The organism is Marinomonas sp. ABL3_031, from assembly GCF_056161265.1.
The window spans coordinates 202,419-227,945 of record NZ_JBSWYU010000001.1; the positions used below are offsets into that span (position 1 = coordinate 202,419).

The following is a 25,527-nucleotide window of genomic DNA, read 5'->3' on the forward strand; positions in this document are numbered from 1 at the left end:
AAGATAGCATGTCTTTTCTCACCACCGCAGGCGAAGCCCAAATAGCCAACAAACAAGGCAACGCCAGTCGCATGACGATTAGCCATTTCGTGCTGGCTCATGTGCCGGATCTGGGCGCGGAACCCAGTGATCGCGTGGCCGAATTGCCCAGCGACGAGCAGATAGTACAGACCTTGCCTTATAAAAAACACAGCTATGTGAACCCCAACCAAGTGGTCTATTCCTTGATCATGGACTCGACCATAGGGGACTTCACCTTCAATTGGATTGGCTTGGTGGACGAGGAAGAGGTGCTGATCGCCGTGGCGCACATCACGCCCATTGAAAAGCGCAAAAGCGCCGAAGGGGTGGAAGGCAACACCATTGCCCGTAACTTTTTATTAAAGTACTCCGGCATTCAAAACGTCACTGGCGCCAATGTGCCCGCAGAAACTTGGCAGTTGGATTTTTCCACTCGTTTCAATGGCATGGACGAGCGAGAACGCTTGTCCAATCTAGACTTGTACGGACAAGCCAGCTTTTTAGACAGTGCTTATCACGTTATCAAAGAAAACAACCAATACCAGCTGCAAGCGGGCGTGGGTTATGTGGGTGGCATCCGTACTCAATTGACGGAAGAGAAAACCCTATCCGTCAGCGACTTGCCTTGCTCCGTCTGGCTTGATGTTAGCTTACAAGGAGACGTGTCGGACAAAGCCACGGTGACTGAGCTACTGGTGAAATCAACTGGACTTACAAATTATGTGGATAGCAATGGCATCGCCCATTATGTCAGCAAGCTTGCCTCCATAGATGCGAATGGCAAGGTCACCGATTACAGAGTCCTTTACGACAATGTCGCTAAACATGAAGCCAAAGCCAACCCGCATCCGCAATATCAATTAAAGCGAAATTTCACGGTGTCGGGAACGGACAATGCCATTGTGCTGACCAGTCTAGACAGTCGCAATACTATAACGGCTCTAAGCCAGTACGATGAATTTACCTTTGAAGTGGCGCATACCAACAGTGGCGCAATGACCATTCAAATCGATGGTTTAGCGCCCTTGCCATTACGGGGGGTCACCACAGGGAAACAAGTTTTTGTCTCGGCGTTACTGACGGTACGTTTTTTTAACGACGGCTTTTACATTGCCAAACAGGTTAATCCTTTAACCGGCAATGACGTGCTGGACATCACCAAACTGTGGATCGATACCGTGGACGTGTTGCGCCCTGGTGAATACGCCTTGGACGGCTCGACCTTGAGTCGCACCAGCCATCCGATTGCCTTTGCCATTGCCCAAGCCTCGTCCAACTTCATTGCTCAAGCAACAAAAGACGCAGACCCTGTGACCTACGGCGGCTATTACGGCGATGGGGATGGCTCAACCACCTTCACCTTGCCCATGGTGGGCGGCGAATTCATTCGTATGCACGATGATGGGCGTGGGGTGGATGCAGGGCGTGGGTTTGCGAGTTGGCAGGGGGATGAGCTTCGATCCCACCGTCACTTACATTCAATGCCATCAACTTGGTCTGTGAGTGGTGCTGGGCCGGTTACTTTTACATCTGGAGCAAGTGTAAGCAGTTCAGGAGTATCCGATTACACCAATTATACCGGCGGCAACGAAACTCGCCCCCGCAACCTCGCTTACTACGGCAAAACCCGACTTTAATCCCTTTGGTAATGAGGTTTTTACAAGGTCCATGTATGTCATTACCGCTTAACACATTAGGAAGATAACATGTCTTTTCTCACCACTTCAGGCGAAGCACAAATCGCCCACAAACAAGGTAATGCCAGTCGCATGACGATTAGCCATTTCGTGCTGGCTCATGTGCCGAATTTGGGCGCGGAACCCAGTGATCGCGTGGCCGAGTTGCCCAGCGACGAGCAAATCGTACAGACCTTGCCTTATAGCAAACACAGCTATGTGAACCCCAATCAAGTGGTGTATTCCTTGATCATGGACTCCACCATAGGGGACTTCACTTTTAACTGGATTGGCTTGGTGGACGAGGAAGGCGTGCTGATCGCCGTGGCGCACATCACGCCCATCGACAAACGCAAAAGCGCCGAAGGGGTGGAAGGCAACACCATAGCCCGTAACTTCTTATTAAAGTACTCCGGCATTCAAAACGTCACCGGCACCAATGTGCCCGCAGAGACTTGGCAATTGGACTTTTCCACTCGTTTCAACGGCATGGACGAGCGGGAACGCTTGTCCAACTTGGATTTGTACGGACAAGCCAGCTTTTTAGACAGGGCTTACCAAGTCATCAAAGAAAATAACCAATACCAGCTGCAAGCGGGCGTGGGTTATGTAGGCGGTATTCGTAGTCAATTGACGGAAGAGGAAACCCTATCCGTCAACGACTTGCCTTGCTCCGTTTGGCTCGATGTTAGCTTACAAGGAGACATGTCGGACAAAACCACGGTGACTGAGATAATGTTGGAATCTGCTGGCCTGACTGATTATGTGGACAGCAATGGCATCGCCCATTATTTCAGCAAGCTTGCATCCATTGATGCGAACGGCAAGGTCATCGACCACAGGGTCCTTTACGATAATGTCGCCAAGCACGAAGCCAAAGCCAACCCGCATCCGCAGTATTTTGAGTACACCGATGAGCAATGTGCGGCGACCTTGGCCTTTGCCAAAGACGATGCGCGTCAGAAAGCCGCACAACATGAAGCCAAGAGCAATCCGCATCCTCAGTATTATCACTATAGTGACGCTCAAGACGCGGCCATTTTGGCGCAAGCCATTGCCAACACCGAGGAACGACTAGAGCAGCATGACGCCAAGTCCAACCCCCATGCACAATATTATCAAAGGCAAACCTTTACCCTAGGTGGTGATGAAAACCATCTCATCTTAAGCAGCCAAAACAGTGACGGAGCCATTACCCAACTCAAGGATTGGGACGAATTTCGTTTTCAGGTAGCGGCCACCAACACCGCCGCCATGACCATTCAAATGGATGACCTAGCGCCGTTACCTCTGCGTGGCGTTGCCGCTCATCAGGTGTTTGCGTCGGCCTTCCTGACGGTGCGCTATTTCAATGAAGGCTTTTACATCGCCAAACAAGTCAACCCTTTAACTGGCAATGACGTGCTGGACATCACCAAACTCTGGATCGATACCGTGGACGTATTGCGCCCCGGTGAATACGCCTTGGACGGCTCGACCCTAAGTCGCACTAGCCATCCGATTGCCTTTGCCATTGCTCAAGCTTCGTCCAACTTCATTGCTCAAGCAACAAAGGACGCGGACCCTGTGACCTACGGCGGCTATTACGGCGATGGGGATGGCTCGACCACCTTCACCTTGCCCATACTGGGTGGCGAGTTTATCCGTATGCACGACGGCGGTCGTGGGGTGGATACAGATCGTGGATTTGCGAGTTGGCAGGAATCAGAAAATAAATCACATGGACATTATGTGGGGCAGGAAAGTTCGGGATATGGGATCGTCTTTGCAAGACAAAATGTAAATTCGGGGGGCAATAATGGTGTTTATTCTCATTATAGATATGGTAGGGGAGATACTTATAGTTATTATGAAGACTCGGATACATTACGAGCGATTAACAATGGTGGTAATGAATCTCGCCCCCGCAACCTCGCTTACTACGGCAAAACCCGGCTCTAAAAACGATTGAATAGGACAAAGCAAAGAGGAATTTTTATGATTGCACTCATTCTCAACGACACCACCATCACAGGTTATGGCCTCAAGGTTGCCTGTGAACTGGCATTACCCGAAGACGACCTGTCGGGACAAAGCTCGTCAACGGCGACCGCCGAAAAAGGCTTCAAGCCAAAACGCCTCAAGGTGTCATTAAACATCAAATACGAAGACGCCGATGTGCTGTCGACCATACTCTTACTCAGCAGCGCCACGGACACTGAGACCAAAAAACGTACCGTGTACAACATAGACAACCAAACCGCCAGCGCCTTTGGCGTGCGACAAGTGCGCTTTACCGATCGCGTTGCCGCTCAAGAGATGGAGGGCAGCCACGCTTGGAGTGTGAATTTCACCTTGCTTGAACACCTTTCCACCTCGGAAAAAATCGAAAGCCAACGTCTTGAGCAAAGCGACAGCAACTTGGCCGCCGCCGATCAAGCCGCCGCCGATGAATCGCAAGACAACACAACTTGGCTGGATAAACTGCTTAGCCATTTGGATGGCAGCCTAGCCAACGAAAACGGATCATAATATGAAATACGACTTTCAATTGACCATCAATGGTGAGCGTGTGCCGCTGGTTTCGCACGACATTTGTCTCGATGATTCGCGCCCCGGTCGTGCCAGTTTCGTGGTACAAAGCGACACGGCATTAAGTGGTATAGTGTACTTTTCCTTTTCCATTAATGGTAAACAGCAGCACGGTCACTTCTATGGCTACGTAGAAAACTCCGTGGCCGCCAGCCAAAGTACCCAAACCTTATTTTGTCGGGAAAAATCCAACTTGTTGGAAATGTCCGTGCCCATGGCCTTACGCCATGCCACCTTGGGTGACGTGCTAAACGCGGTGAAAGAGCAAACGGGCCTAGACTTTACCTGGGCAGAACAAGCCTCCTACAGCCAACAACAAGTGGCCCATTTCGTTAATACGGGAAGTGGCTTTCATTTATTGAATAGTCTGGCAAAGGTGTTTGCTATCCCTGACTTCACCTGGATGCAAAAGCGCGATGGTTCGGTGTTTGTGGGGGCCTGGCAAGACGGACACTGGTCCAATAGCCCGATCAGCGTACCGGACGACATTCTGGACAAACAGCTTGCGACCAAAAGTGCCGAACTGCTCGCCATCCCAGGCTTAAGAGCGGGCTACCAAATTAATGGCAAGCGTCTTTATCAAGTACGCTTGATTGACTCAAAAATGGTGATCTCATGGAAAAAACCCTAACCCGTATACTGCAAAGGAAATACCCGGAACTGGCCAGTGGTTGGCATCTCCCCATCTGGGCCAGCGTAACCGACATCGGCACTCCGTTGGCGGGCGAAACCGTCAGCGAAGACACACCGGTTTACGCCGTCTCGGTACAAGTCCTCAAACACAACGGCGAACCCGACAAGGACATTCCCGTGATTAACGATGTGCTCTTGCCGGTGCCAGCAGGCGGCATGCAACGTGGCTTGTGGGCCAAACCCAGTGTTGGCACCTTGGTCGAACTGGCATTCGCCTATGGCTCGCCTGCGCACCCCTTTATTCGCACCATCTTACCGCATGGCCTGACCTTGCCCAACATGGCGGAAACCGACCAGCGCTGGCAACAATCCGAAGACGCCTACCTGCAAGTGGATCAAAACAACGACTGGCAAAGCAAAGGACAAAACGTCTCGGCTGACATCGCCGAAAACCTGACTCAGCGCATAGGCAAACTAAGAGAAATCATTGCCCAAAAACACCACGTGGGAGACGAATCCACCAACATCTACCAACTCCTGCTGGACCTGATGAATACCGTCTATGAACTGGCCAACGTCGCCTCAGCGCATACTCACAACTACACTTGGACTGACCCAGGTGGCGCCAGCGTCACGACCCCCCCTTTGCAAGCGTCTAACTACACCCAAAGCGCCACCAAGGCCCAAGAACAAGCCAACAGCCTACAGCCGTTACTCAAATAAAAGCGCTAAAAAAGTGAACAAGAAATTGAACGAAGTGAACAAAAGGTTAACAAAAAACTATCCACAACTGCTCACTATAAAAAGATGTATCCGGGATTTAATTCAATAAAATGAGCACTTTTAATTACTGGTAAAACTGTTCAATAATTGAAAATCCTCGTGTCGGTGGTTCGATTCCGCCTCTGGGCACCATGATTAAGAAAGCCCGCTAGTTGAACTGACCTCATATCTTTATGGCTAATTTTTGGTATTAATCTTTCGATAAAGTAAATCTTTCAGTGTCTTGGCTAGTAATATTGAAGAATGCCCATTTGTATCTAACCGCTCTTGTTAATATTGTAATTAGCTAAGATTAAATAATAAAAAACGCTATTTGAGTCGCCGTTTGGCGCATTCGAATAGCGTTTTAGTGTTACCTGATCTTTGAGATCAATTTAAGCGGTAAGCAGCAATGTTTGTTTGAATGGCTTTAATTTGTTCAGCTGAAACACCTTTTACTGTGTCTCCCATGCCAGCCGTAGCTTGCTTGAAAGAGCTAAGATCCTCAGGAGTAGGTTGATAGACCTCAATGCCAGCTTTTTCTAAATCGGCCTGATGTTGTGCTTCTGACGCTTTCACCCACTGAAAGACTTCTTCTTGCGCTTTTAATGAAGCCATTTGGAACGCTTTTTGTTCAGCAGGACTTAAACTATCCCACCAGTATTGAGAGGCGAGAACTAAACGCGCTGACATGATGATCTTAGCGTCAGTGAAGTATTTTAGAAGGTCTGTTTGACCAAACATGAGTGGTACTGAAGAGGCATTAATATAACCATCGGCGATACCGGTTTGAAGCGCATTTGGCACTTCAGAAAAGGGAATGACAACGCCACTTGCTCCCATCATTTCAAACATTTTCAGTTGGTTAGGATCCAGAGCACGCATGCGAATACCGGACATGTCGTTGGCATTATGTACGGGCTTTTCATCATTAAATATCCCTAAAAAGCCGCCTGTTGGGATGACTGCTAATACACGCATGCCTTCTGCGTCTAGTTGCTTGTTGATCTTGTCTAAATAATCACTTTTAGAGAAAAAATTGAATTGATGATCTGAGTTGTCAAAGCTGTAAGGTAGTTGTAAAACTTGCATCTCAGGAACAAATTGTGTGGCGGCAGAATATTTTGAAAGCGACAGGTCCAATATGCCTGAGCGGATTTGATCCAGTCTTTCGTCTTCACCACCGATAGTGTCACGTGCAAAAGTGTCCGTATCCCAACCTTCTTTAGAAAGTATGTTGAACAAGTTATCAACGTATCGATACGTGCCAGACATCTCACGATCAGGGTTGGTGTCTAAGGCTATATTGACCGATGCTGCCTGAAGTGTCATCGAGCTAAAAATGAGTGATGAGATTGCAATGAGCTTTTTCATAAACTTTTCCTAACTGTTTTCAGATTGTTGAGAGAGTGAAACTTCACTTTGGTATATTCGCTTTGAGCAAAGGGCCCCAACGCCAGCTAAGCCATGTAGCAAAATAAGAATGATGGCGACAGGTAAGGCTGCAGCCATCCAAACGGTGGAAACATGTAAACCTTCTGACATTCTGTTCACTTGTCTTTCTAAGTAAGGCAAGGTGTACCAGAGTACGGGAGCAAAAAAGCCCCATGAAGCGACAAAACGAGCAATGGCTTGAGCTTTTTGGCGCAATACTGAGTTTTCAGGTGGGTGAACCATTGCAGGATCTGCGTGAGTATGAAAAGCACAGGATGCACCCAATAAGCCCCCCCAAACCATTAACCAGCGGGCGAGTTCTTCTGTCCAGAAAGGCGGAGAGTCAAATAAATAGCGTGCTAGTACTTGCAGCATCATCACCAGTAACATGGCGAAAATACATAAGGCCGCTAAACGTAATGCAAGACGATTGAGTAAGATAGATAACGAATAAAGCCGCTCAAATAACCAAATCATATTTTTCTCCTAATCGGCAAAACCAGTGACGCGTGGTAGAAACATGGTGATCTCAGGTACAAAGGTCAGCAGCATCAGGACGACGACTTGAATAATAAGGAAGGGGAGAGCTGCTTTGGCTATTCCCCAGTATGGCGCTTTAGATACGGCGGATACGACTAATAAGGCTGCACCAAAAGGAGGAGTGACAATGCCAAGCATTAAGTTAACTACGATGACTATGCCCAAATGAATTGGGTCTGCCCCCATGGCGATACCTGGTGGCACGAGAAGTGGTACTAACAGTGCTAGAGCGATCGGTACTTCTAAGAACATGCCTGCAATTAAGAAGATTAGGTTTAATAAAAGTAAATATTTCCAGCCAGTGAATCCCAGCCCCATCAAGGTTTCTGCCAGTAGGGTGGGAAGTTTTTCCAAACCGGCTAAATAGCCAAAAATAGCCACGGCTGCCAATAGAATAAAAATGGAGCCAGATATAATTGCCGTTCGTTCTAAGCTCCTGATTAGCTTTTCAACCGTCATTTGTCGATAGATGATGCCAGCCAATATTGCACAAACCACTGCAACCCCAGCCGCTTCGGTAGGTGTCATGATGCCGAATACTATGCCTGACATAATGACGACAGGGATCACCAAGGCTGGTAGGGCTCGAATGGCTCTTTTGCTAACTTCTTGAAATGCCACTTTTTCGCCTGTGGGGTGGTTGTGTTTGTGTGCTAAGAATGCGTTTGTCGCAAACAAGGCAATGGCCATAATCACGCCTGGAATAACCCCTGCAATGAAAAGTGCGGATACTGAGGTGTTCATCAGAGCACCGTAGAAAATCATAATGATTGAAGGTGGAATAATGGGGCCAATGACGGATGAGGCAGCGGTAATCGCCCCCGCATATTCTACTGAGTAACCATTCTTGTGCATGGCGGGCACAATGGTATTGGAGACGGATGCTGCATCAGCCATAGCGGATCCAGAAATGCCTGCAAAGAAAACAGAAGTCAAAATGTTTACGTGTCCAAGACCGCCTTTTAAGCGCGCCATTAAAGCAGTAGCGAGATCAAGTAATGCTTTGGTGACCCCTGAGCGATTCATAATCTCTCCCGTTAGTATAAATAACGGCATAGACATGATTGAGAACAAATCTAGGTGAGCAATGATGCGCTGGGGTGCTGCTGCCAGAAAACGTGCTCGGTCTGCAGCAATAAAGGATAGTACTGATGAAGCACCGATTAGATGGGCGAGGACGCCTCCACCAATTAATAGCAGACCTGAAAATAGGAGGATAAGAACAGCAGCCAACGTAGATACTCCTTTAAAAATTTAAATGGTTATTTTTGGGGCGTAGGCACTATTTTGTAGCATAAAAAACTTATTTGTTACTAATAGAACACTGTGCTATAAAATATTTAACAAGTACAGCAAAAATGATGCCCGTTTTTGTTGGAAGGTGAACTCGAGGTAAAAGTGACAAGCGATAAAAAAATAGTAAAAGGTAGAGCGGCTTCCATTGGTCTTAACAAAGATCAGGTGATTACTGCTGCCTTGAAGCAGATTGATGAAGTGGGCTTGTCTGGTTTCTCAATTCGCAAATTAGCCAATGCTTTGCGTGTCTCGACGGCGGTTATTTATTGGCATGTGGGGGGGAAGCAAGATGACTTGTTTGCCGAGATATCCGCACGCATTACCAATGCTTTGGCTGATGGGTTAGATCCAAATGCCGACTGGCAAAGTCGTTTGCGAGGTGTGTTTCGACGCTATCGAAAATTGGTTCACCAGCATCCTAATGTGGCGCCTCTATTAGGCGCGCAGATGAAGTCGAATGGGGTGGCTAACTTGATTTGGGTGGAAACGGTGCTATCGGCTTTGCATGATGCAGGTTTTGAGGGGGAGTTATTAAAAAGTGCTTTTAATGCCTTGGTAGGAGGCTTATCCGGATTTGTAACGATGGAGTTGGCACCTTCTCCTACAGAGCAAGCCGATGAATGGCGACAGATTTTTGCCGCTCGCGTGAACGATATTGATGCTCAGAAATACCCACATACTCACGCTGTTTTACCTTTAATTAGTAATCAAATTTTTGTATTACGATGGCAAAACGGAGTGGATGTTTCCTATGACTCTAGCTTCGAGTTGCTACTGGATTTATTAATCGATGGCCTTTCTGTTAGGGCCGAAAAACTTACATTAGAACAGGAGTAATTTATGTCTACCATTCCTTCTTTACCCTTCGCCAAAGTTCGTCGTATTGGCAGCACAGTGTATTTAGCGGGTGAAATTGGCTTTAATTCTGATGGTTCAATTCCATCAGGAATCGAAGCGCAAACACGTAATTGTATGTCGCGTATTGAGGCAACGTTGCAAGCAGAAGGTTTAAATTTAAAGAATGCCATATCGCTAACTTGCTATCTGACGGATGTTGAGGACTTTGCTGAGTTTAACAAGATTTATGCTGAATATTTCAATGGCGACCTATTGCCTGTGCGCACCACGGTACGCAGTGACCTAATGATAGATGCAAAGCTTGAAATCACGGTAATCGCTGAAGCTTAATTAGGCATTTTAGGGGGCAGGTGTATGGCGGATGTGCTTGTATTGGGCGCAGGAATGGTTGGTGTTTCTACCGCGCTAGCGTTACAGGAAAAAGGCTATGATGTTGTCTTGCTGGATAAATCAGAACCAGGACAAGAAGCAAGTTACGGTAACGCTGGTATTATTCAGGCAGAAGCCGCAGAGCCTTACGCGCTGCCTCGTGATTTAGAGACCTTATTTTCCTATGCGCTTGAGCGCAGTAACGACCTTATTTGGAAAATAGATGCGGCCTTGCATATGCGCAAGGCTTTATGGCGTTATTTTGCCTATTCAAACGAGCAGCTTCATCAAGGTATCGCAGCGACCTATTCGCAACTTACGGCATCTTCCACCAAGGATCATTGGCCATTAGTTCAAGCATCAGAAGCAGAACACCTGATAACGAAAAGCGGTTTGTTTATGCTTTATCGGAGTCAGGAAGTATTTAAAAAAGCAGTCGTAAAGGCTGAGGCTTTGAGGGAAAAATATCATCTAAAAGTTCGTGTCTTGACCGGAGACGCTTGCCGATTAGAGGAGCCTGTAATACAGCAAACACCAGCCGGAATGATTCATTGGCAAGACAGTTGGAGTTGTTCTGATCCTGGTGCCTTGGTGAAACATTATGCTGAACTATTTGCTCGACGAGGTGGCAGATTCTTTAAAGGAGATGCTTTTAGCCTGCAACGCAAAGAGGGTATGTGGTCGTGTTTAACCTTAGAGGGTAAAAGTTTGCAGGCTAAGCAATGTGTGATTTGTCTTGGTCACAGTTCTGTTGCTTTATTGGAGAAATTTCAATACCAGATCCCCATGATATATAAACGTGGCTATCACGGCCATTATGAATGTGACCAGCGGCCAAAGGTCCCGTTTCTTGATGTTGAAAATGGTATTTTAGCGTCCTCTATGACAAAAGGCGTGCGTCTCACAAGTGGAGTGGCTTTGGTTGATCCTGAGTCCGCTATTGAGCCTTTGCAGTTAAAGCGTGGTTATCAAAAGATGAAAGAGCTTTTGCCTCTTAAGCAGCAAGTGATAGAGCCGCAATGGTTTGGAACACGCCCTTGTTTGCCTGATATGTTGCCGTTGGTCGGTGAATCGCTTAATCATGACGGGATGTGGTGGCATTTTGGTCATGGCCATCAAGGGTTTACATTAGGTCCAACCACTTCCAGATTGTTAGTAGAGCAAATGCAGGGAGTTGTCTCACCTCTGTCTGCGCACTTGATTCCCAGAAAGAGAGCTTGGTTAGTCTAACGTTTGGAAAAGGTAATTTATTTATTTTAAATAGTTCATTGTTCTATTAAGGCCCTAAAACCTCTTTTAGAGCCAGTGTTTTATGAGCTTCAATTGATTCGGTAAGAGGCATGATTAATGGTAAGTAAAATCCCTTCTCAGGCAGCTGATTTGAGTGCCAAACAAGCATTGGAATTGATGAACAGTGGGGCACTTTCAGCAAGAGAGCTGGCGGAATCTTGTATCGAACGGGTAGAGCAAGTTAATCCAGCGGTCAATGCATTGGTCGCCTATGATTTTGATGCCGTGCGTAAGTCTGCTGAAGAGGCTGATCAGCTTCAGGCTAAAGGTGAGGCGCTAAAACCATTGCACGGTTTGCCTTTTGGCGTGAAAGATATGATAGATGTTAATGGTTTACCGACGACATTTGGGTCTGAGCTTTTTAAACACAATATTGCCACTAAAGACGATGCCATTGTTGCCGCCATGAAAGCCGCTGGCGCTATTGCTTTAGGGAAAACGAACAACCCTGAATGGAGTGCTGGCGGAAATACTCGCAATCGCGTTTATGGTGTGACAGCAAACCCATATGACTTATCACGAAACTGTGGTGGCTCGTCAGGAGGTTCTGCCGTCGCCCTTGCCTGTGGTTTTAGTCCGCTTGCGACTGGCTCAGATACGGGGGGCTCATTAAGAACACCCGCGGCTTATTGTGGTGTGGTTGGCTTTCGACCAAGTCCTGGGGTGGTGCCGGGAGACACTCGTGCTATTGGTTTAATTCCTATGTCGACATCTGGTCCAATGGCAAGAAATGTAGAAGATTGTGGCTTGATGTTGTCTGTGCTTGCAAGAGCGGATCAAAAAGACCCCTTTACTCACGTTATGTCACAACGTACTTTGTGGGATCCTTTATCATTCACAGCATTGTTAGATGGTAAATTGGCTAACTCAAAATGGGCTTTTTCTGAAGATCTAGGGTTTGCGCCGGTTGAAAAAGCAGTGCGTACGCAATTTCAGTATGTAATGAAACAGTTGCAGGACTTTCTGCCAAGATTGGATGAAAAGGCTCCAGATTGTCAGGATGCAGATCGCATTTTTTCTGTGTTACGTGGTGTGCTTTTTCTGGGCATGCATCCAAAATTTGTTGATGAATCTCCTGAATTGGTCGGCCCTAATGTGACCGATAATGTGATCGAGGGAAGAGCTTATAGTGCTGAGGATGTGGCGAAGGCGATGACAGCTCAAGGGGCGTATTATCAAAGATGGCAGTCATTTTTCTCACAACATGATTATCTTATTACGCCATCGGTGACTATTAATAGTCGCGACTGGCATGAGCTTTACCCCAAAAGTATTGATGGGAAAGAGACCAAAAATTATTACCATTGGTTAGCAATGGCTTATGCATCGACAATCGCAGGCCACCCATCCATTACTATTCCATGTGGAAAAGATAGTAATGGTCTACCTTTTGCTATCCAGATAATAGGAAAACGGCATGATGATTATGGTGTCTTGTGCGTCGCCAATGAATTAGAGCAAATGATTGCTTCTGTTCAATCGCTCTCGCCTTTTCGACCAGATATAGACTCATTAAAAAAGGCTCCCAACATCTTACATGTTAAAGGTTTTCTTGATTTTGAGTGATCTACTACAAGCCATTACACAATAGAAACAATATCTCACCTAATGTCTTACTGATTTAGTCTATGCTGTAGTGATCAACAAATGGGAACGGACTATGTTGAAAAGTGCAAAGGTAATCGTGCTGGTGGGGTTAGGGTATGCTCTGCTTAGTGCTATAGGGCTTACCGTGGCGGTCTCTCCGGGTTATTCTACGATTATTTGGCCAGCGTCTGGTTTGGCTCTGATCGCTGTTGTCTTCTTTCCAAAATCAGCCTCCATAGGTGTTTTTTTAGGTGCTCTTGTCACTAATTTGCTGGTTACTTGGTTGAATGACAATGCCCTTGGTTTTGCTTTGTCAGTTTGCATTGCGTTGGGTTCCACCTTGCAATCCCTTGTTGGTGCTTGGTTGATTCATCGTTATGTAACCATTTCCCGTTTATTTCATCGTAGCCGAGAAACTCTTCGTTTTGTGTGTCTAGGTGGCATGGTATCGACCCTTATCGGGGCCAGCGTTGGAACTTTTTCATTGTGGTTATTCGATGCCATACAATTGGCTGATTTTGCGGTTAATTGGTTGGTGAGATGGGGGGGGAATGTCATAGGCGTCATATTTATGGTGCCTTGGATGGCGCTTTTCCTGCCTAAGTTATTGGCGCAGCATTTTGAAAGTCGGACGCGATTGTGGTTGGGTTTGGGGTCGGCATTACTAATGATAGCAACATTTTCGTGGGCAGGAAGTTATGCCGAATGGCAACGTCAGGCGAAGGAGTTTCGGGCCAATGCTGAGCTGTTGGAAATTTCCCTGTCTAATCGGATAAAAAACACGGTAGACATGCTGCATAGTCTGGTGGCTTTTATTGATAACAGCGAAGAAGTCACTGCTCAGGAATTTAAGTTTTTTGCGGATCGAGTCATGCAAAGAGACAAGTCGATTGTGGGAGTGTCGCTAAACTTTGCATTGGTAGGTGAGGAGATTCAGGCCTTCGAGCAGCAAATGCAGTCCTATTATCCCAACCGGACTTTTCAGGTTCGTGAACGCTCAGACGATGGAAAATTGGTGCCCGTTCAGCCAAGGGATAGGCACATAGTGGTGACTTACATTGAACCTTTAGAGCGAAACGCTGCAGCACTTGGTTATGATGTTTACTCTCAGGAAGATCGTCAGTTTGCGTTAGATAAAGCCATTGAAATGAATAGGGTTTACCCAACTGCGCCCTTAAGTTTGGTGCAGAATACACAAGGTGTGTTGCTGTTTTTACCTTTTTTTGATGTCAAGACAACACTATTCTCCGGTGTGGCCACCGCGGTGATTTCACTCTCCACCTTAACCGACGCCATAGTCGCGAGAGGACGTCTATCCAATACCGATTTGTATTTGGTGGATGAGCAGGGTGATGATGGTAAACCTGTGGTTGTGGCGAAAAATATGGAAGCAAATATGTCGGTGAATCAGCTATTTGAACGTCTAAAAGAAAAGGATTTTTACCACCTTGAACGCATTAATATTGGTGTTGGTGCGAAAAATTGGCAGCTTTATCAGGTCAGCGACAGTTATTTTTTTCAACAACCTTGGATAGTGCAATTCATTTTGGCATCGGGATTATTGATGGCTGGTTTGTTTAGTTGGTTTTTTCTTATGGTGCACAGTCAGGCGTCTGAAGTTGAGCTTAAAGTGCGTATGCGAACCAAAGACTTGAAACAGGCCAATGACAATTTGGTGTTGTCTGAAATGAAGCAAAGTATAGCAAAAGAGGAAGCAGAACAGGCGAACCGGACTAAAAGTGAGTTTTTGGCCAATATGAGCCATGAAATTCGTACGCCATTGAATGGTGTGATTGGTAGCCTAACATTGCTAGAAGCCAGTGGTTTGAGTTCGGAGCAGGGGCGATTGACCAAGTTGTCAAAACAGAGTGCTGAGTCCTTATTGGATATTATCAACGACATATTGGATTTGTCTAAAATAGAAGCAGGCGAGTTGCTAATTGAAAAGGCGCCTTTTTCATTGACTGAATTTGTCGAAGAAATCGCTAATATTGTGGTATTTAAAGCAGAAGAAAAAGGCATTGCTTTTAATGTGCCTGCTGTGCCAGTGCCGAATGTCATCATCAATTCAGATAAGCTGCGTCTTAAACAGGTGGTGACGAATCTACTTAGTAACGCGGTGAAGTTTACCCAATGTGGTGAAGTGAACTTACGCAGCTTCCTTCGGTCTGATGTTGATGGAAAGCCTATTTTGTCAATACAACTACAGGATACGGGAATAGGTATCTCGTCGCAGCAAAAAACTCAGTTATTTGATCGCTTTAAGCAAGCGGATGGTTCGACGACTCGACGTTTTGGTGGGACTGGATTGGGGTTGGCGATCAGTAAGGACATAGTGACGGCGATGGGCGGAGAAATCTCAGTACAGTCTGAGCTTGGAGTGGGTTCGACTTTTCATGTGCAGCTGCCAATCGAAGTGAACGCTGTTAACGATACCCCTACTTTGAGCTATAAACCGAAAGTCATGCTGATTTATAAGAATGACACTGGGCGAGAATATCTTGCCAAATTGCTTGCTTCAATCGGCGTGGAATGCCAAGAATACGACGGTATCCGTCGTGTTATACTGGATCAACCTGGGGTTGTTGATGTGATTTTGCTTGACTCTGATAGCTTGACGAATGCGGATTCTATTCATGTGGAAGCGCTTGATAGACTATGTCAAGAGCAGGCTATTAAACAAGTTATGCTGCAGCCACGTTCAGCCTTTGAGTACGGCGATAAATTAAGCAACATGGTGGTGAATAAACCTGTTGTGCTCGAAGAATTATTCAATGTATTAGAGACTTTAAAGTCATCTACATCAGGAGAAGTTATGGTTGTAAGTGGTCAGAATTCAGAATCAGTAAGTCGTCCTGTTTTTAATGTGAAAGTATTATTGGCAGAGGACAATCTGACCAATCAGATTGTGGCGCGAGGATTGCTGAACCTTTATGGCGTGGACGTGACCATTGCGGAGAACGGTGAACGCGCTGTTGAGCTTGCGAAAACAACAGCGTTTGACCTAGTGTTGATGGATTGCCAGATGCCAGTCATGGACGGTTATCAGGCAACACAAGAAATTCGCCAATTTACACAAGCGGCAACGGCGGCAGATGTACCCATTTTGGCATTAAGTGCGAACGCGATGAAAGGGGACGAAGAGGAGTGTTTTGCTGCCGGTATGAATGATCATATTGCCAAGCCGGTATCACAAGATAAATTGCTCGCAGCCCTTACGAAATGGCTAAACTAGACGGAAGTGGGATTATGTTGGAAGCTGTGGTTTTTGATAATTTGGACTTTGAAAGTCGTCTTGCTTGTAATGAAGAGCTCATGAAGCTTGTGGCGGCCGAATTTCTAAAAGAAGCAACAGGCTTGCTCAATTTGCTAGAAATTCATGTAATAGAACAAGATTGGGTGAATCTTGCTATTACGACCAATCGCCTAAAAGGGGCTGCTCTGGAAGTGTCCGGCGACCAATTTTGTGAGCATTTAAACGCAATGGAGTCTCTAATTGCTGAACAGAATGCTGCTTTGCTTAGATCTGTTTTACAGAATTTATTCGATGAGTTTGATCGCCTTTCTTTGGCATTGAAGCATGATATCCTAGAATAAATGTGTCTAATGCGACACTTTTGATCAGGCAATTGATTCCCTTTGCCGTTTTTCTTTGTTCTTATTGCTAATTTTTTGCATTGTTTCTTTAAAAAATTGACCTATCCAAAATAAACCTATCGTTTTGTTAATTCATTATTTTCGTGCTTTTTTGCGGGTCTAATGTTTCATTTGAATTATTTTATATTTCAAATGAAATCTAACCATCATGAAACTGCAATATTTAGTTTCTATATTCGTTCCTTCTTTTCTAAAAACAACTCATTGTGAGGAACACGGAAATGCATAAATTGAAATTGGCGTCAGTGGTAATGGGTTTGTCTATTGCAAGCTCTGGTTTTGCGGCAACAGACATTGAGTGGTGGCACGCAATGGGCGGTGCCAACGGTGAAAAAGTGAATGAAATCGCCAAAGCCTTTAACGATTCTCAAGATGCCTACACAGTTAAACCTGTTTATAAGGGTAACTATACGGAAACCATGACGTCAGCCATTGCTGCATTCCGCGCTAAGAAACAACCCCATATCGTGCAAGTCTTTGAGGTGGGTACGGCCAGCATGATGGCGGCGAAAGGCGCTATTTATCCTGTTTATAAATTAATGCGCGAGTCCGGTGAGTCTTTTGATCAAACTGGCTTTTTGAGTGCGGTAACGGGTTACTACACGGATAAAGACGGCAATATGTTGTCTATGCCATTCAACAGTTCTACTCCTGTCTTGTATTACAACAAAGACCTATTCGCTAAAGTGGGCATTCAGAACCCACCTAAAACCTGGGAAGAAATGGAAACCGTTTCTAAGAAACTGCTAGCTAATGGTGTGAAGTGTGGTTTCACTACGGCGTGGCAATCTTGGGTTCAACTAGAGAACTTCAGCGCTCGTCATAATGTGCCTTTTGCCAGTGAAGCCAATGGTTTTGGTGGTTTGGATACGAAATTAGAGTTCAATGGCCCATTGCAAGTGGCACACATTGCGAAAATGGGTGAGTGGCAGCAAAATGGTATTTTCAGCTACGGCGGTCGTCGCAGTGATTCGGCTCCTAAGTTCTACAGCGAAGAATGTGCCATGTTCATGAACTCTTCAGCAGGTTATGCGGGCATTAAGAAAAACGCTAAGTTTGACTTTGGTGTGTCGCAATTACCTTATCAAGCAAGCGCTATTTCAACACCAAAAAACACCATCATAGGTGGGGCGTCACTTTGGGTGTTGCAAGGTCATAAAAAACAAGAATATCAAGGTGTGGCTTCTTTCTTAAGCTTCCTTTCTCGTGCTGAAGTACAAGCGGATTGGCACCAATTCTCTGGTTATCTACCTATTACTCATGCGGCATACGACCTCACCAAAGGTCAAGGTTTCTACGCCAAAAATGTTGGTACAGAAACGGGTGTGTTGCAAATGACGTCAGGTACGCCAACAGAAAACTCAAAAGGTCTTCGTTTGGGTAACTTTGTGCAGATTCGTGACATTATTAACGAAGAGTTAGAGTCTGTTTGGAGTGGTGAAAAGTCTGCTCAAGCCGCGCTAGATGAAGCCGTTAAGCGTGGTAATGTGTTATTGCGTAAGTTTGAACGTGCTAACAAGTAATTCATTTTAGTTGTTTGGTGTGTTGCCCTCGCTCATAGGAGCGAGGGCTTTGTGTTTTAACTTATGGCAAGGCACTGTTTCTATGTCTGTGTATTTTCCCCATAAAAAATTGCCGTATCTGTTGGTGATGCCGCAGCTCGTCATTACCTTTATTTTCTTTTTATGGCCAGCAGAACAAGCCTTCGAACAAGCCTTTTATCAAGAAGATGCGTTTGGCTTGAGTCGAGAGTTTGTTGGCTTAGATAATTTTTTATATTTATTTAATGACCCTCAGTACTATAAATCCATTTGGGTAACCTTAGTTTTTAGTTTTTCGGTTGCTTTTTCCGGCTTGGCGATTGCCCTGTGGTTGGCGGTGATGGCAGATAGGGTCATTCGTGGCAAGCTGACCTATCAAACCCTATTGATCTGGCCCTATGCGGTTGCGCCCGCTTTGGCGGGTGTGCTTTGGTGGTTATTGTTTGACCCCAGCATGGGGCCGGTTGCCCTGTGGTTGCAGTACTTTGGTGTGGATTGGAACCATTTTTTAAATGGTGATCAAGCCATGACTTTGGTGGTCATTTCTGCCACTTGGAAGCAAATCAGTTACAATTTTTTATTCTTTTTAGCCGGTTTGCAAGCGGTGCCTCGTTCCTTGATTGAAGCGGCATCCATTGATGGTGCCAGTCCCTTTAAGCGCTTCTGGACCATAGTGTTTCCATTACTGTCCCCGACCACCTTTTTCTTGTTGGTGATCAATCTTGTGTATGCCTTTTTTGATACCTTTGGCGTCATTGATGCCACTACACAAGGCGGTCCAGGAGTCAGTACCGCGACCATGGTGTACAAGGTATTTAACGATGGCTTTATTGGCCTAGACATGGGCAGTTCAGCGGCTCAGTCTGTGATCTTAATGTTTTTGGTTGGCATTATGACGGTCATTCAATTCCGCTACATTGAGCGTAAGGTGGAATACTAATGATAGAAAATCGTCCTTGGCTTACTTTTGTAAGTCACTTTTCTTTATTGCTTGGTATTGGCGTAGTGGTTTTGCCCGTTTGGGTTGCTTTAGTGGCGTCGACGCATCTAAGTTCCGCTTTCGGCGCTGGTGAAATCCCCTTATGGTTTGGTGATCAGGCATTGGAAAATTGGCGCTCTGTATTCTTAGGGGAAGCCAGTTCTGGTGTTGATGTACCTGTCTGGCGAATGATGATCAACTCCTTTGTAATGGCGCTAGGCATCACCATAGGTAAGTTGTTTATCTCTTTACTTTCGGCTTATGCCATCGTCTTTTTCCGCTTTCCTTTCAGAGGGTTATGCTTTTGGGTGATCTTTATCACCTTGATGTTACCGGTGGAGGTTCGAATTGTGCCGACCTACGAAGTGGTGGCGAATTTGAACATGTTGAACAGTTACTCAGGTTTGATTTTACCCCTAATTGCCAGTGCTACGGCGACCTTTTTATTCCGTCAGTGTTTTATGACCATGCCGGGAGAATTGATCGAAGCGGCGCGTATTGATGGGGCGGGACCAGTACGATTCTTCTTTGATATATTGCTACCTATGTCGCGCACTAATATCGCGGCATTATTCGTGATTATGTTTATTTATGGTTGGAATCAGTATTTGTGGCCCGTCATTATCACCACGGACGATGCATATTACACCTTGGTTATGAGTATCAAGCGTATGTTAGCGGTAGATCAGGGAGACATTGAATGGAATCACGTTATGGTCACCACCTTGTTGGCCATGTTGCCGCCAGTTGCTGTGGTAATTGGTATGCAGAAGTTGTTTGTGAAGGGCTTAGTGGACGCGGAGAAATAATAAATGTCGGACCTTGTATTAAAAAATATTGGCAAGCTTTATCCAAATGGTTATCACGCGATCCCCAGCATTGATCTGACCATTGAAGAAGGCGAATTTATCGTTTTGGTTGGGCCATCTGGTTGTGGTAAATCGACCTTGTTACGTATGGTGGCAGGTTTAGAAAGCATCACTCAAGGCGATCTCATGATCAAAGGTGCTAAGGTGAATGATAAGGAGCCTGCAGATCGTGATATTGCCATGGTGTTTCAAAACTACGCGCTTTACCCTCATATGTCAGTCTATGCCAATATGGCTTATGGTCTTAAAAACCGCGGTACCAGCAAAGAGGTGATTGCCAAAAAAGTTCAGGCGGTTGCCAATATGTTGGGTTTGGAAGACTTGTTGGAACGTAAGCCTAAGCAATTGTCGGGTGGTCAGCGACAACGGGTGGCAATGGGACGTGCCATGGTGCGTGATCCCAAAGTGTTTTTGTTCGATGAGCCTTTATCGAATTTGGATGCCAAGTTACGAGTACAAATGCGTGTAGAGATTCGCCAATTACAGCGCAAATTGGGGACCACCACCTTGTATGTTACCCATGATCAGGTAGAAGCCATGACCCTAGCTGATCGGCTGGTGGTATTGAACAAAGGCAAAGCAGAGCAAATTGGCACGCCGATGGACTTGTATAATAAACCAGCAACCCCTTTTGTGGCCGCCTTTATCGGTTCGCCTTCAATGAATTTGATTGCTGCCAATTTGGACGAGCAAGGTATTCGTTTTTCACCCGACCTGAGTTTACCTTTAGTACATGACTATAGAGGTAGCGTGATATGGGGGGTACGACCTGAGCATTTGGAAGTCGTGGATGAGCAAAATGCGGATATCGCTTTGCGCATTCAAGCGGTAGAATCTCTTGGCGCGGAAACCCTAGTGCATGGCACTTTGGATTTGGGTGTAAAACAAGAGTCAATGGTGGTGCGCTTGTCAGGTCCTCATTGGCCAGAAATAAATTCGTTATTGTGGTTGAAAGCACCAATGGAACATTGGCATGTTTTTGATGCAGTAACTCAACAACGTTTGTGAGAAATATATGACGACCAATACCGTCTTAGACACCAAAGTTATGGGGCATCGTGGCGCTGCTTTATTGGCTCCAGAGAATACTTTATCTTCTATCCGCGCAGCGGCAAAAGCAGGGGCAACTTGGGTAGAGATAGACGTGTACTTAATCGCCGAAGGCGGTTTGGTGATTTTTCATGATGATACCTTAGAGCGATGCACTAATGGCGCGGGTGAAACCCGTTTGGCTTTGCCTGCCGAGGTGGCAAAACTGGATGCGGGCGGGTATTTTTCAGCGGAGTTTGCTGGCGAAAAAGTCCCAACCTTACTGGAAGCATTGGAATGTATTCAGTGTTTGGGCCTTGGTTTGAATTTGGAAATCAAACACGATGGAGCAGACGTAGAAAATATTGTTCCTGCTGTTATGGCGGCTCTGCGCGAGCATTGGCAAGACAATGATAAGCTTATCATTTCAAGCTTTAATCATTCGGCCTTGTTGCTGTGTTATGAGATTGCTGACGGTCGTCATCTGGCGCAATTGTACGAAGCCATTCCTGAAAATTGGCGAACAGAGCTTGCCAATATTGACGCCTATAGTTTGAACTGTGATTACTCTTTATTAACCAAAGAGCAGGCGCAAGCAGTGAAAGCAGCGGGCTACAAGCTGTTGTGCTATACCGCGAACGATGCCGATTCTGTTGCTGATCATTGGGATTGGGGAATGGATGCGGTGATCACAGATGATCCTCATAAATTTGCCGCCATGATGGTTAGCTAAGGCTTGATTGTGGCTTTAAGCGATCGTCAAAATCAGATTCTTAACTGGGTTCAGCAAGAAGATGCTTTGTTGGTGGAAGACATGGTGGCGCATTTTAATGTGTCATCACAGACTATTCGTAAGGACATCAACTTACTGGCGGAACGACATTTAGTGCGTCGTACCCATGGTGGTATCGCACCTTTATCCAGTTCAGAGAATTTGCCATTTGATCATCGTCAACTGCTAAACGGTGATGCTAAGGGCAAGATAGCCGCGGTAGTGGCTGACGTTGTTCCAGATGGTGCTTCGGTGTTCTTAGGCATAGGAACAACCGTGGAGTATGTGGCGAAAGCGCTCTCTCATCATCAGCACCTACAGGTATTTACCAATAACCTAACGGTCGCCAGTATTTTTGGTGGGCAGCCAAATATTCGTGTGCGTGTGTTAGCCGGGAAATTACGTCATCAACATTATGATCTGGTGGGGGAAGAAACCCTTGCAGGCTTAAAACAATACTATTTTGATTATGGCGTACTGGGTTGCGGTGGTTTAGACGAAGCGCAAGGCATATTGGATTTTGACCCAGAAGAAGCTGCTGTGAGTCGTGTGCTAGTGGAGCAAAGTCGACACAGTTTATTGGTGGTGGATAAACACAAGTGGGGACGCAAGGCGTCAGCGAGAGTGCACAAATTCTCCTCGATCGATCAAATTTATACAGATGAACTGACAGAAAAACAAAGTCAATTACTCACGCTCCACGGCGTAAAGATAACCCTTTGTGATTAGGAGATTATGTCTATTACTTCTCTTTCAGCGCTGACAAAGCAGGATTGTCAGCAGGTGCGTTTCATTTTAACCGATTTTGACGACACTCTGACCTGGCAAGGGCAGTTGCCTGTTGCAACCTTACAAGCCTTATCAGAACTGACTCAGCAAGGCATAAAGGTGATACCGGTTACCGGAGGCTGTGCTGGTTGGTCAGACATGATTGCCCGCGCTTTGCCTGTGGAAGGTGTGATTACTGAGGGGGGGGCTTGTTTTATTGGTCGTGATGATAATCACGTTTTAAGCTACCAATTTTGGCGTGATGAAGCGCTCATGAAGGCCAATAAAGAAGAGATTTTACAGCAGGTCGAAGAGCTACTGATAGGCTTCCCAAGTTTGCGCTTGGCGCGGGATCAGGCGTATCGTTTAACCGATGTGGCGATTGATTATGCGCAAGATGTACAGCCGCCAGCGCTAGCAGAAAAAGAGGCATGTCTTACCAAATTGCTTGAGCTTGGCTTAAACGCTCGGGCCAGTTCTATACATATCAATGTGTGTTCTCCTGGCTATGATAAGTTTTCGATGGCACAACGTGTGCTCAGTGATATTTATGGTTTGAGTCCATCAGAATTGCAACAGCAAGTATTGTATGTGGGTGACGCACCTAATGATGAAAGCATGTTTGCACGATTTCCATTGAGCGTGGGAGTGGCAAATATTGCACAGCATCTTGCGCAAATGACACATCATCCTAGGTATCAAACGAGCCAACCCGGAGGCTTAGGTTTTGCCGAATTAGCGACAAGGATTTTAGTCTCTCGGCACTAGTAACTGTATTAATCGCAAGCACCTAAACGCTTTGAAATGTCATCGGCAGCACTTTTAACTAACGCTTTCATCGTCTCATAGCTTGTATCGTCGGTGCGAAAAGCTGGTGCGGTAACGCTGATGGCAGCAACGACTTCATGTTGAGCGTTGAATATGGGCGCGGCAGCACATTTAATGCCAATCTCATGCTCTTCAAGATCCAGCGAAATGCCAGTGTCTTTTATGAGCTGTAAATTGTCTCTCAGGGCCTGTGGTGTTGTCAGTGTGTGCTCGGTATGACGAATAAAACTTTGCTGATGAATAATATCTTGTTGTTTTGCTTCCGGTAGATAGGCCAAAATGGCTTTGCCAACACCAGTGCAATAGACGGGGCCTTTTTTACCAACGGCGGAATACAGGCGCAGACTCTTAGGGCTTTCTAGTTTGTCTATGTAGATGACTTCGGCATCGTCCAGAACCGCCAAATGAATGGTTTCTTGCGTGCTGACCCAGAGGTCTCGCATTGGGGCAGCAGCTATGTCACGAATGTCTAAGTTGGCCCAAGTGCGATGAGCAAGCGCCAGTAATCCATAACCTGGGTAATAGGCTTGCTTGTGTTCATCAAATCGCACTAGACCATGTTCAAGTAGGGTATTCAGTTGTCGATGAGCCGTGGCTTTTGGTAATTCGGATAGATCGACAAGCTCTGCAAAGCGAAGTGGGACAGGCGAAGTGCAAACATGATTCAACATGGTTAATGCCTTACTTAGGGAAGAGCCAGCTGGTTTTTTATCCATCATCATTCCTGTCTGTAAACGTGCTATTGTAGGTATGGTGTTATGTTAACTTAACACCGTCGGATGAGAGAAGGTATTTTAAAACGCGGGTGCGTTTCTTGGGGTAATTGAACGGAGTGGTTAATATGGCAGATGTTTTACGTGTCTGGCGACGCATGGTGATGCCAGACTTGGTGCGTGTACATCGTTATAAAAGCTTGCCTGAGCAAGGTCCTAAAGTACTGTTTTTTAGTGGCGGTTCGGCGCTCAATAAAATCAGTCGAGTGTTTAAAGAATACACTCACCATTCTATCCATTTGGTAACACCATTTGATTCAGGCGGCAGCTCTGCTCGCCTTCGGGATGCGTTTGACATCCCCGCCGTTGGGGATTTGCGCAGTCGTTTGATGGCGCTGGCGGATGAAACCGTACTTGGGCAACCGGAAGTTTATGCCTTGTTTACGCATCGTTTGAGCAGTGCGCAAAGCCCTGCGGAATTAAAAATGCAGTTAAAATCCTTGGTTGAAGGACAGCACGAGCTCATCGCTTGTATCCCTAACCCGATGAAGGCATTAATTCAAACTCAGTTGGCGGTGACCCAGCAGAGTATTGATGCAAATTTTGATCTTCGTGGAGCCAGTATTGGTAATTTGATCATGGCAGGTGGTTACCTCAATAACCACCATCAGCTGGATCCAATCGTGTTTTTGTTTTCTCGGCTTGTTAAAGCATTAGGTGAGGTAAAAACCACCATAGACGCCGATCTTCATTTGGGTGTGGAACTAGAAGATGGCGACATTGTCTTAGGACAGCATAATATAACGGGCAAAGAAACCTCGGCGCTGACTAGTCCAATTAAACGTATGTGGTTGAATAAAGGCCTACTTAAAGCCTCTCCGACCCATTGCCAAATCGCAGACGACCGTAAAGATGCGATAGAAACGGCGGATTTAATTTGTTATCCACCGGGTAGTTATTACAGCAGCTTGTTGGCAAATCTTATGCCGCAAAGGGTGGGGCAAGCGATTTGTCAAAATCCTAATCCGAAAGTGTATCTGCCCAATTTAGGAACCGATCCTGAACAGTATGGTTTATCGTTAACTGAACGGGTAGAGCGACTGATAGCCACTGTGCTAAAAGATGTTCCTGACATGGCCAGTTATCCTGCCTTGGATTACTTGTTGCTGGACGATCACTATGACTATGGAGAGGTAGATTCTGATAAATTAGCACGTTTAAATATTGCCGTCATAAAAACGTCTTTAATCACTCATAAACCTGAGAAATATGACGAAAGATTGGTTACAAAAGCCTTGTTATCCTTAGTGTGAAACAGATGTTTTGAATAAGGT

Annotated in this window: 23 protein-coding genes; 19 read left to right on the forward strand and 4 right to left on the reverse strand. The window is 45.9% G+C overall.

What is annotated here, in order from left to right; translation table 11 throughout:
- Window positions 1-8: 8 nt before the first annotated feature.
- The 5 genes from ACXAH2_RS01065 to ACXAH2_RS01085 all read left to right on the forward strand — a co-directional run bounded on the left by ACXAH2_RS01065 (window position 9) and on the right by ACXAH2_RS01085 (window position 5,624).
- Window positions 9-1,658 (forward strand): phage tail-collar fiber domain-containing protein, encoded by a 1,650-nt coding sequence (locus ACXAH2_RS01065; protein WP_475075950.1) that lies wholly within the window; start codon window positions 9-11, stop codon window positions 1,656-1,658.
- A gap of 69 nt (window positions 1,659-1,727) precedes the next feature.
- Window positions 1,728-3,638 carry a phage tail-collar fiber domain-containing protein gene (locus ACXAH2_RS01070; protein WP_475075951.1) on the forward strand — a complete coding sequence of 637 codons (1,911 nt, stop codon included), beginning with the start codon at window positions 1,728-1,730 and terminating at the stop codon, window positions 3,636-3,638.
- Window positions 3,639-3,674: 36 nt separating this feature from the next.
- Entirely contained in the window at window positions 3,675-4,208 is a 534-nt protein-coding gene (locus ACXAH2_RS01075; RefSeq protein WP_475075953.1) for a baseplate complex protein, read from the forward strand.
- 1 nt (window position 4,209) lies between these two features.
- Window positions 4,210-4,899, forward strand: a complete 690-nt coding sequence (locus ACXAH2_RS01080; RefSeq protein WP_475075954.1) for a hypothetical protein — start codon at window positions 4,210-4,212, stop codon at window positions 4,897-4,899.
- Between the two features lie 179 nt (window positions 4,900-5,078).
- The gene (locus tag ACXAH2_RS01085; protein WP_475075956.1) at window positions 5,079-5,624 is read left to right on the forward strand and encodes a hypothetical protein; all 546 of its coding nucleotides are present in this window, start codon (window positions 5,079-5,081) and stop codon (window positions 5,622-5,624) included.
- A gap of 429 nt (window positions 5,625-6,053) precedes the next feature.
- Here the strand turns inward: ACXAH2_RS01085 and ACXAH2_RS01090 are convergent, their stop codons facing one another.
- The 3 genes from ACXAH2_RS01090 to ACXAH2_RS01100 are packed head-to-tail and all read right to left on the reverse strand — an operon-like array spanning window position 6,054 to window position 8,870.
- Entirely contained in the window at window positions 6,054-7,037 is a 984-nt protein-coding gene (locus tag ACXAH2_RS01090) for a TRAP transporter substrate-binding protein (RefSeq protein ID WP_475075958.1), read from the reverse strand.
- Window positions 7,038-7,046: 9 nt separating this feature from the next.
- Complete coding sequence (locus ACXAH2_RS01095; protein ID WP_475075959.1) at window positions 7,047-7,574, reverse strand: TRAP transporter small permease; 528 nt, start codon at window positions 7,572-7,574, stop codon at window positions 7,047-7,049.
- Between the two features lie 9 nt (window positions 7,575-7,583).
- Window positions 7,584-8,870, reverse strand: coding sequence for a TRAP transporter large permease (locus ACXAH2_RS01100; protein ID WP_475075961.1), 1,287 nt, complete (start codon window positions 8,868-8,870; stop codon window positions 7,584-7,586).
- A 165-nt stretch (window positions 8,871-9,035) separates the two neighbouring features.
- Here ACXAH2_RS01100 and ACXAH2_RS01105 point away from each other — a divergent pair, with 165 nt between their 5' ends.
- From ACXAH2_RS01105 to ACXAH2_RS01165, 13 genes are all read left to right on the forward strand, one after another.
- Window positions 9,036-9,770 carry a TetR/AcrR family transcriptional regulator gene (locus ACXAH2_RS01105; protein ID WP_475075962.1) on the forward strand — a complete coding sequence of 245 codons (735 nt, stop codon included), beginning with the start codon at window positions 9,036-9,038 and terminating at the stop codon, window positions 9,768-9,770.
- Between the two features lie 3 nt (window positions 9,771-9,773).
- Window positions 9,774-10,121, forward strand: a complete 348-nt coding sequence (locus ACXAH2_RS01110; RefSeq protein ID WP_475075964.1) for a RidA family protein — start codon at window positions 9,774-9,776, stop codon at window positions 10,119-10,121.
- A gap of 24 nt (window positions 10,122-10,145) precedes the next feature.
- Window positions 10,146-11,390 (forward strand): NAD(P)/FAD-dependent oxidoreductase, encoded by a 1,245-nt coding sequence (locus tag ACXAH2_RS01115; protein WP_475075966.1) that lies wholly within the window; start codon window positions 10,146-10,148, stop codon window positions 11,388-11,390.
- A 117-nt stretch (window positions 11,391-11,507) separates the two neighbouring features.
- Complete coding sequence (locus ACXAH2_RS01120; protein WP_475075967.1) at window positions 11,508-13,016, forward strand: amidase; 1,509 nt, start codon at window positions 11,508-11,510, stop codon at window positions 13,014-13,016.
- 94 nt (window positions 13,017-13,110) lie between these two features.
- Window positions 13,111-16,272, forward strand: a complete 3,162-nt coding sequence (locus ACXAH2_RS01125; protein WP_475075969.1) for an ATP-binding protein — start codon at window positions 13,111-13,113, stop codon at window positions 16,270-16,272.
- A 14-nt stretch (window positions 16,273-16,286) separates the two neighbouring features.
- Window positions 16,287-16,634 carry an Hpt domain-containing protein gene (locus ACXAH2_RS01130; protein ID WP_475075971.1) on the forward strand — a complete coding sequence of 116 codons (348 nt, stop codon included), beginning with the start codon at window positions 16,287-16,289 and terminating at the stop codon, window positions 16,632-16,634.
- A 281-nt stretch (window positions 16,635-16,915) separates the two neighbouring features.
- Window positions 16,916-18,217 carry a sn-glycerol-3-phosphate ABC transporter substrate-binding protein UgpB gene (ugpB, locus tag ACXAH2_RS01135; protein WP_475075972.1) on the forward strand — a complete coding sequence of 434 codons (1,302 nt, stop codon included), beginning with the start codon at window positions 16,916-16,918 and terminating at the stop codon, window positions 18,215-18,217.
- Window positions 18,218-18,299: 82 nt separating this feature from the next.
- The gene (gene ugpA, locus ACXAH2_RS01140) at window positions 18,300-19,175 is read left to right on the forward strand and encodes a sn-glycerol-3-phosphate ABC transporter permease UgpA (protein WP_475076374.1); all 876 of its coding nucleotides are present in this window, start codon (window positions 18,300-18,302) and stop codon (window positions 19,173-19,175) included.
- Window positions 19,175-20,023 carry a sn-glycerol-3-phosphate ABC transporter permease UgpE gene (gene ugpE / locus ACXAH2_RS01145; protein WP_475075974.1) on the forward strand — a complete coding sequence of 283 codons (849 nt, stop codon included), beginning with the start codon at window positions 19,175-19,177 and terminating at the stop codon, window positions 20,021-20,023. Before ugpA ends, ugpE begins: the two co-directional genes overlap by 1 nt.
- A gap of 3 nt (window positions 20,024-20,026) precedes the next feature.
- The gene (gene ugpC / locus ACXAH2_RS01150; protein WP_475075975.1) at window positions 20,027-21,091 is read left to right on the forward strand and encodes a sn-glycerol-3-phosphate ABC transporter ATP-binding protein UgpC; all 1,065 of its coding nucleotides are present in this window, start codon (window positions 20,027-20,029) and stop codon (window positions 21,089-21,091) included.
- Between the two features lie 7 nt (window positions 21,092-21,098).
- Window positions 21,099-21,845 (forward strand): glycerophosphoryl diester phosphodiesterase, encoded by a 747-nt coding sequence (locus tag ACXAH2_RS01155; protein WP_475075977.1) that lies wholly within the window; start codon window positions 21,099-21,101, stop codon window positions 21,843-21,845.
- A 9-nt stretch (window positions 21,846-21,854) separates the two neighbouring features.
- Window positions 21,855-22,613, forward strand: a complete 759-nt coding sequence (locus tag ACXAH2_RS01160; protein ID WP_475075979.1) for a DeoR/GlpR family DNA-binding transcription regulator — start codon at window positions 21,855-21,857, stop codon at window positions 22,611-22,613.
- A 6-nt stretch (window positions 22,614-22,619) separates the two neighbouring features.
- A complete protein-coding gene (locus ACXAH2_RS01165) occupies window positions 22,620-23,420 on the forward strand; it encodes an HAD-IIB family hydrolase (RefSeq protein WP_475075981.1) in 801 nt (266 codons plus the stop codon).
- An 8-nt stretch (window positions 23,421-23,428) separates the two neighbouring features.
- Here the strand turns inward: ACXAH2_RS01165 and ACXAH2_RS01170 are convergent, their stop codons facing one another.
- Complete coding sequence (locus tag ACXAH2_RS01170; protein ID WP_475075982.1) at window positions 23,429-24,196, reverse strand: IclR family transcriptional regulator; 768 nt, start codon at window positions 24,194-24,196, stop codon at window positions 23,429-23,431.
- Between the two features lie 125 nt (window positions 24,197-24,321).
- On the opposite strand from ACXAH2_RS01170, the gene ACXAH2_RS01175 reads away from it, so the two are divergent.
- Complete coding sequence (locus tag ACXAH2_RS01175; RefSeq protein WP_475075983.1) at window positions 24,322-25,506, forward strand: GAK system CofD-like protein; 1,185 nt, start codon at window positions 24,322-24,324, stop codon at window positions 25,504-25,506.
- Window positions 25,507-25,527 lie beyond the last annotated feature (21 nt).

Excerpts from the sequence above, each read along its gene's own strand:
- ACXAH2_RS01115 (WP_475075966.1), top strand. The coding sequence starts at position 10,146 with ATGGCGGATGTGCTTGTATTGGGCGCAGGAATGGTTGGTGTTTCTACC.
- ACXAH2_RS01090 (WP_475075958.1), bottom strand. The coding sequence starts at position 7,037 with ATGAAAAAGCTCATTGCAATCTCATCACTCATTTTTAGCTCGATGACA.
- ACXAH2_RS01120 (WP_475075967.1), top strand. The coding sequence starts at position 11,508 with ATGGTAAGTAAAATCCCTTCTCAGGCAGCTGATTTGAGTGCCAAACAA.
- ugpC (WP_475075975.1), top strand. The coding sequence starts at position 20,027 with ATGTCGGACCTTGTATTAAAAAATATTGGCAAGCTTTATCCAAATGGT.
- ACXAH2_RS01125 (WP_475075969.1), top strand. The coding sequence starts at position 13,111 with ATGTTGAAAAGTGCAAAGGTAATCGTGCTGGTGGGGTTAGGGTATGCT.
- ACXAH2_RS01095 (WP_475075959.1), bottom strand. The coding sequence starts at position 7,574 with ATGATTTGGTTATTTGAGCGGCTTTATTCGTTATCTATCTTACTCAAT.
- ACXAH2_RS01175 (WP_475075983.1), top strand. The coding sequence starts at position 24,322 with ATGGCAGATGTTTTACGTGTCTGGCGACGCATGGTGATGCCAGACTTG.
- ACXAH2_RS01065 (WP_475075950.1), top strand. The coding sequence starts at position 9 with ATGTCTTTTCTCACCACCGCAGGCGAAGCCCAAATAGCCAACAAACAA.
- ACXAH2_RS01130 (WP_475075971.1), top strand. The coding sequence starts at position 16,287 with ATGTTGGAAGCTGTGGTTTTTGATAATTTGGACTTTGAAAGTCGTCTT.
- ACXAH2_RS01080 (WP_475075954.1), top strand. The coding sequence starts at position 4,210 with ATGAAATACGACTTTCAATTGACCATCAATGGTGAGCGTGTGCCGCTG.
- ACXAH2_RS01165 (WP_475075981.1), top strand. The coding sequence starts at position 22,620 with ATGTCTATTACTTCTCTTTCAGCGCTGACAAAGCAGGATTGTCAGCAG.
- ACXAH2_RS01075 (WP_475075953.1), top strand. The coding sequence starts at position 3,675 with ATGATTGCACTCATTCTCAACGACACCACCATCACAGGTTATGGCCTC.
- ACXAH2_RS01155 (WP_475075977.1), top strand. The coding sequence starts at position 21,099 with ATGACGACCAATACCGTCTTAGACACCAAAGTTATGGGGCATCGTGGC.
- ACXAH2_RS01110 (WP_475075964.1), top strand. The coding sequence starts at position 9,774 with ATGTCTACCATTCCTTCTTTACCCTTCGCCAAAGTTCGTCGTATTGGC.
- ugpE (WP_475075974.1), top strand. The coding sequence starts at position 19,175 with ATGATAGAAAATCGTCCTTGGCTTACTTTTGTAAGTCACTTTTCTTTA.
- ACXAH2_RS01170 (WP_475075982.1), bottom strand. The coding sequence starts at position 24,196 with ATGGATAAAAAACCAGCTGGCTCTTCCCTAAGTAAGGCATTAACCATG.
- ACXAH2_RS01070 (WP_475075951.1), top strand. The coding sequence starts at position 1,728 with ATGTCTTTTCTCACCACTTCAGGCGAAGCACAAATCGCCCACAAACAA.
- ugpB (WP_475075972.1), top strand. The coding sequence starts at position 16,916 with ATGCATAAATTGAAATTGGCGTCAGTGGTAATGGGTTTGTCTATTGCA.
- ugpA (WP_475076374.1), top strand. The coding sequence starts at position 18,300 with ATGTCTGTGTATTTTCCCCATAAAAAATTGCCGTATCTGTTGGTGATG.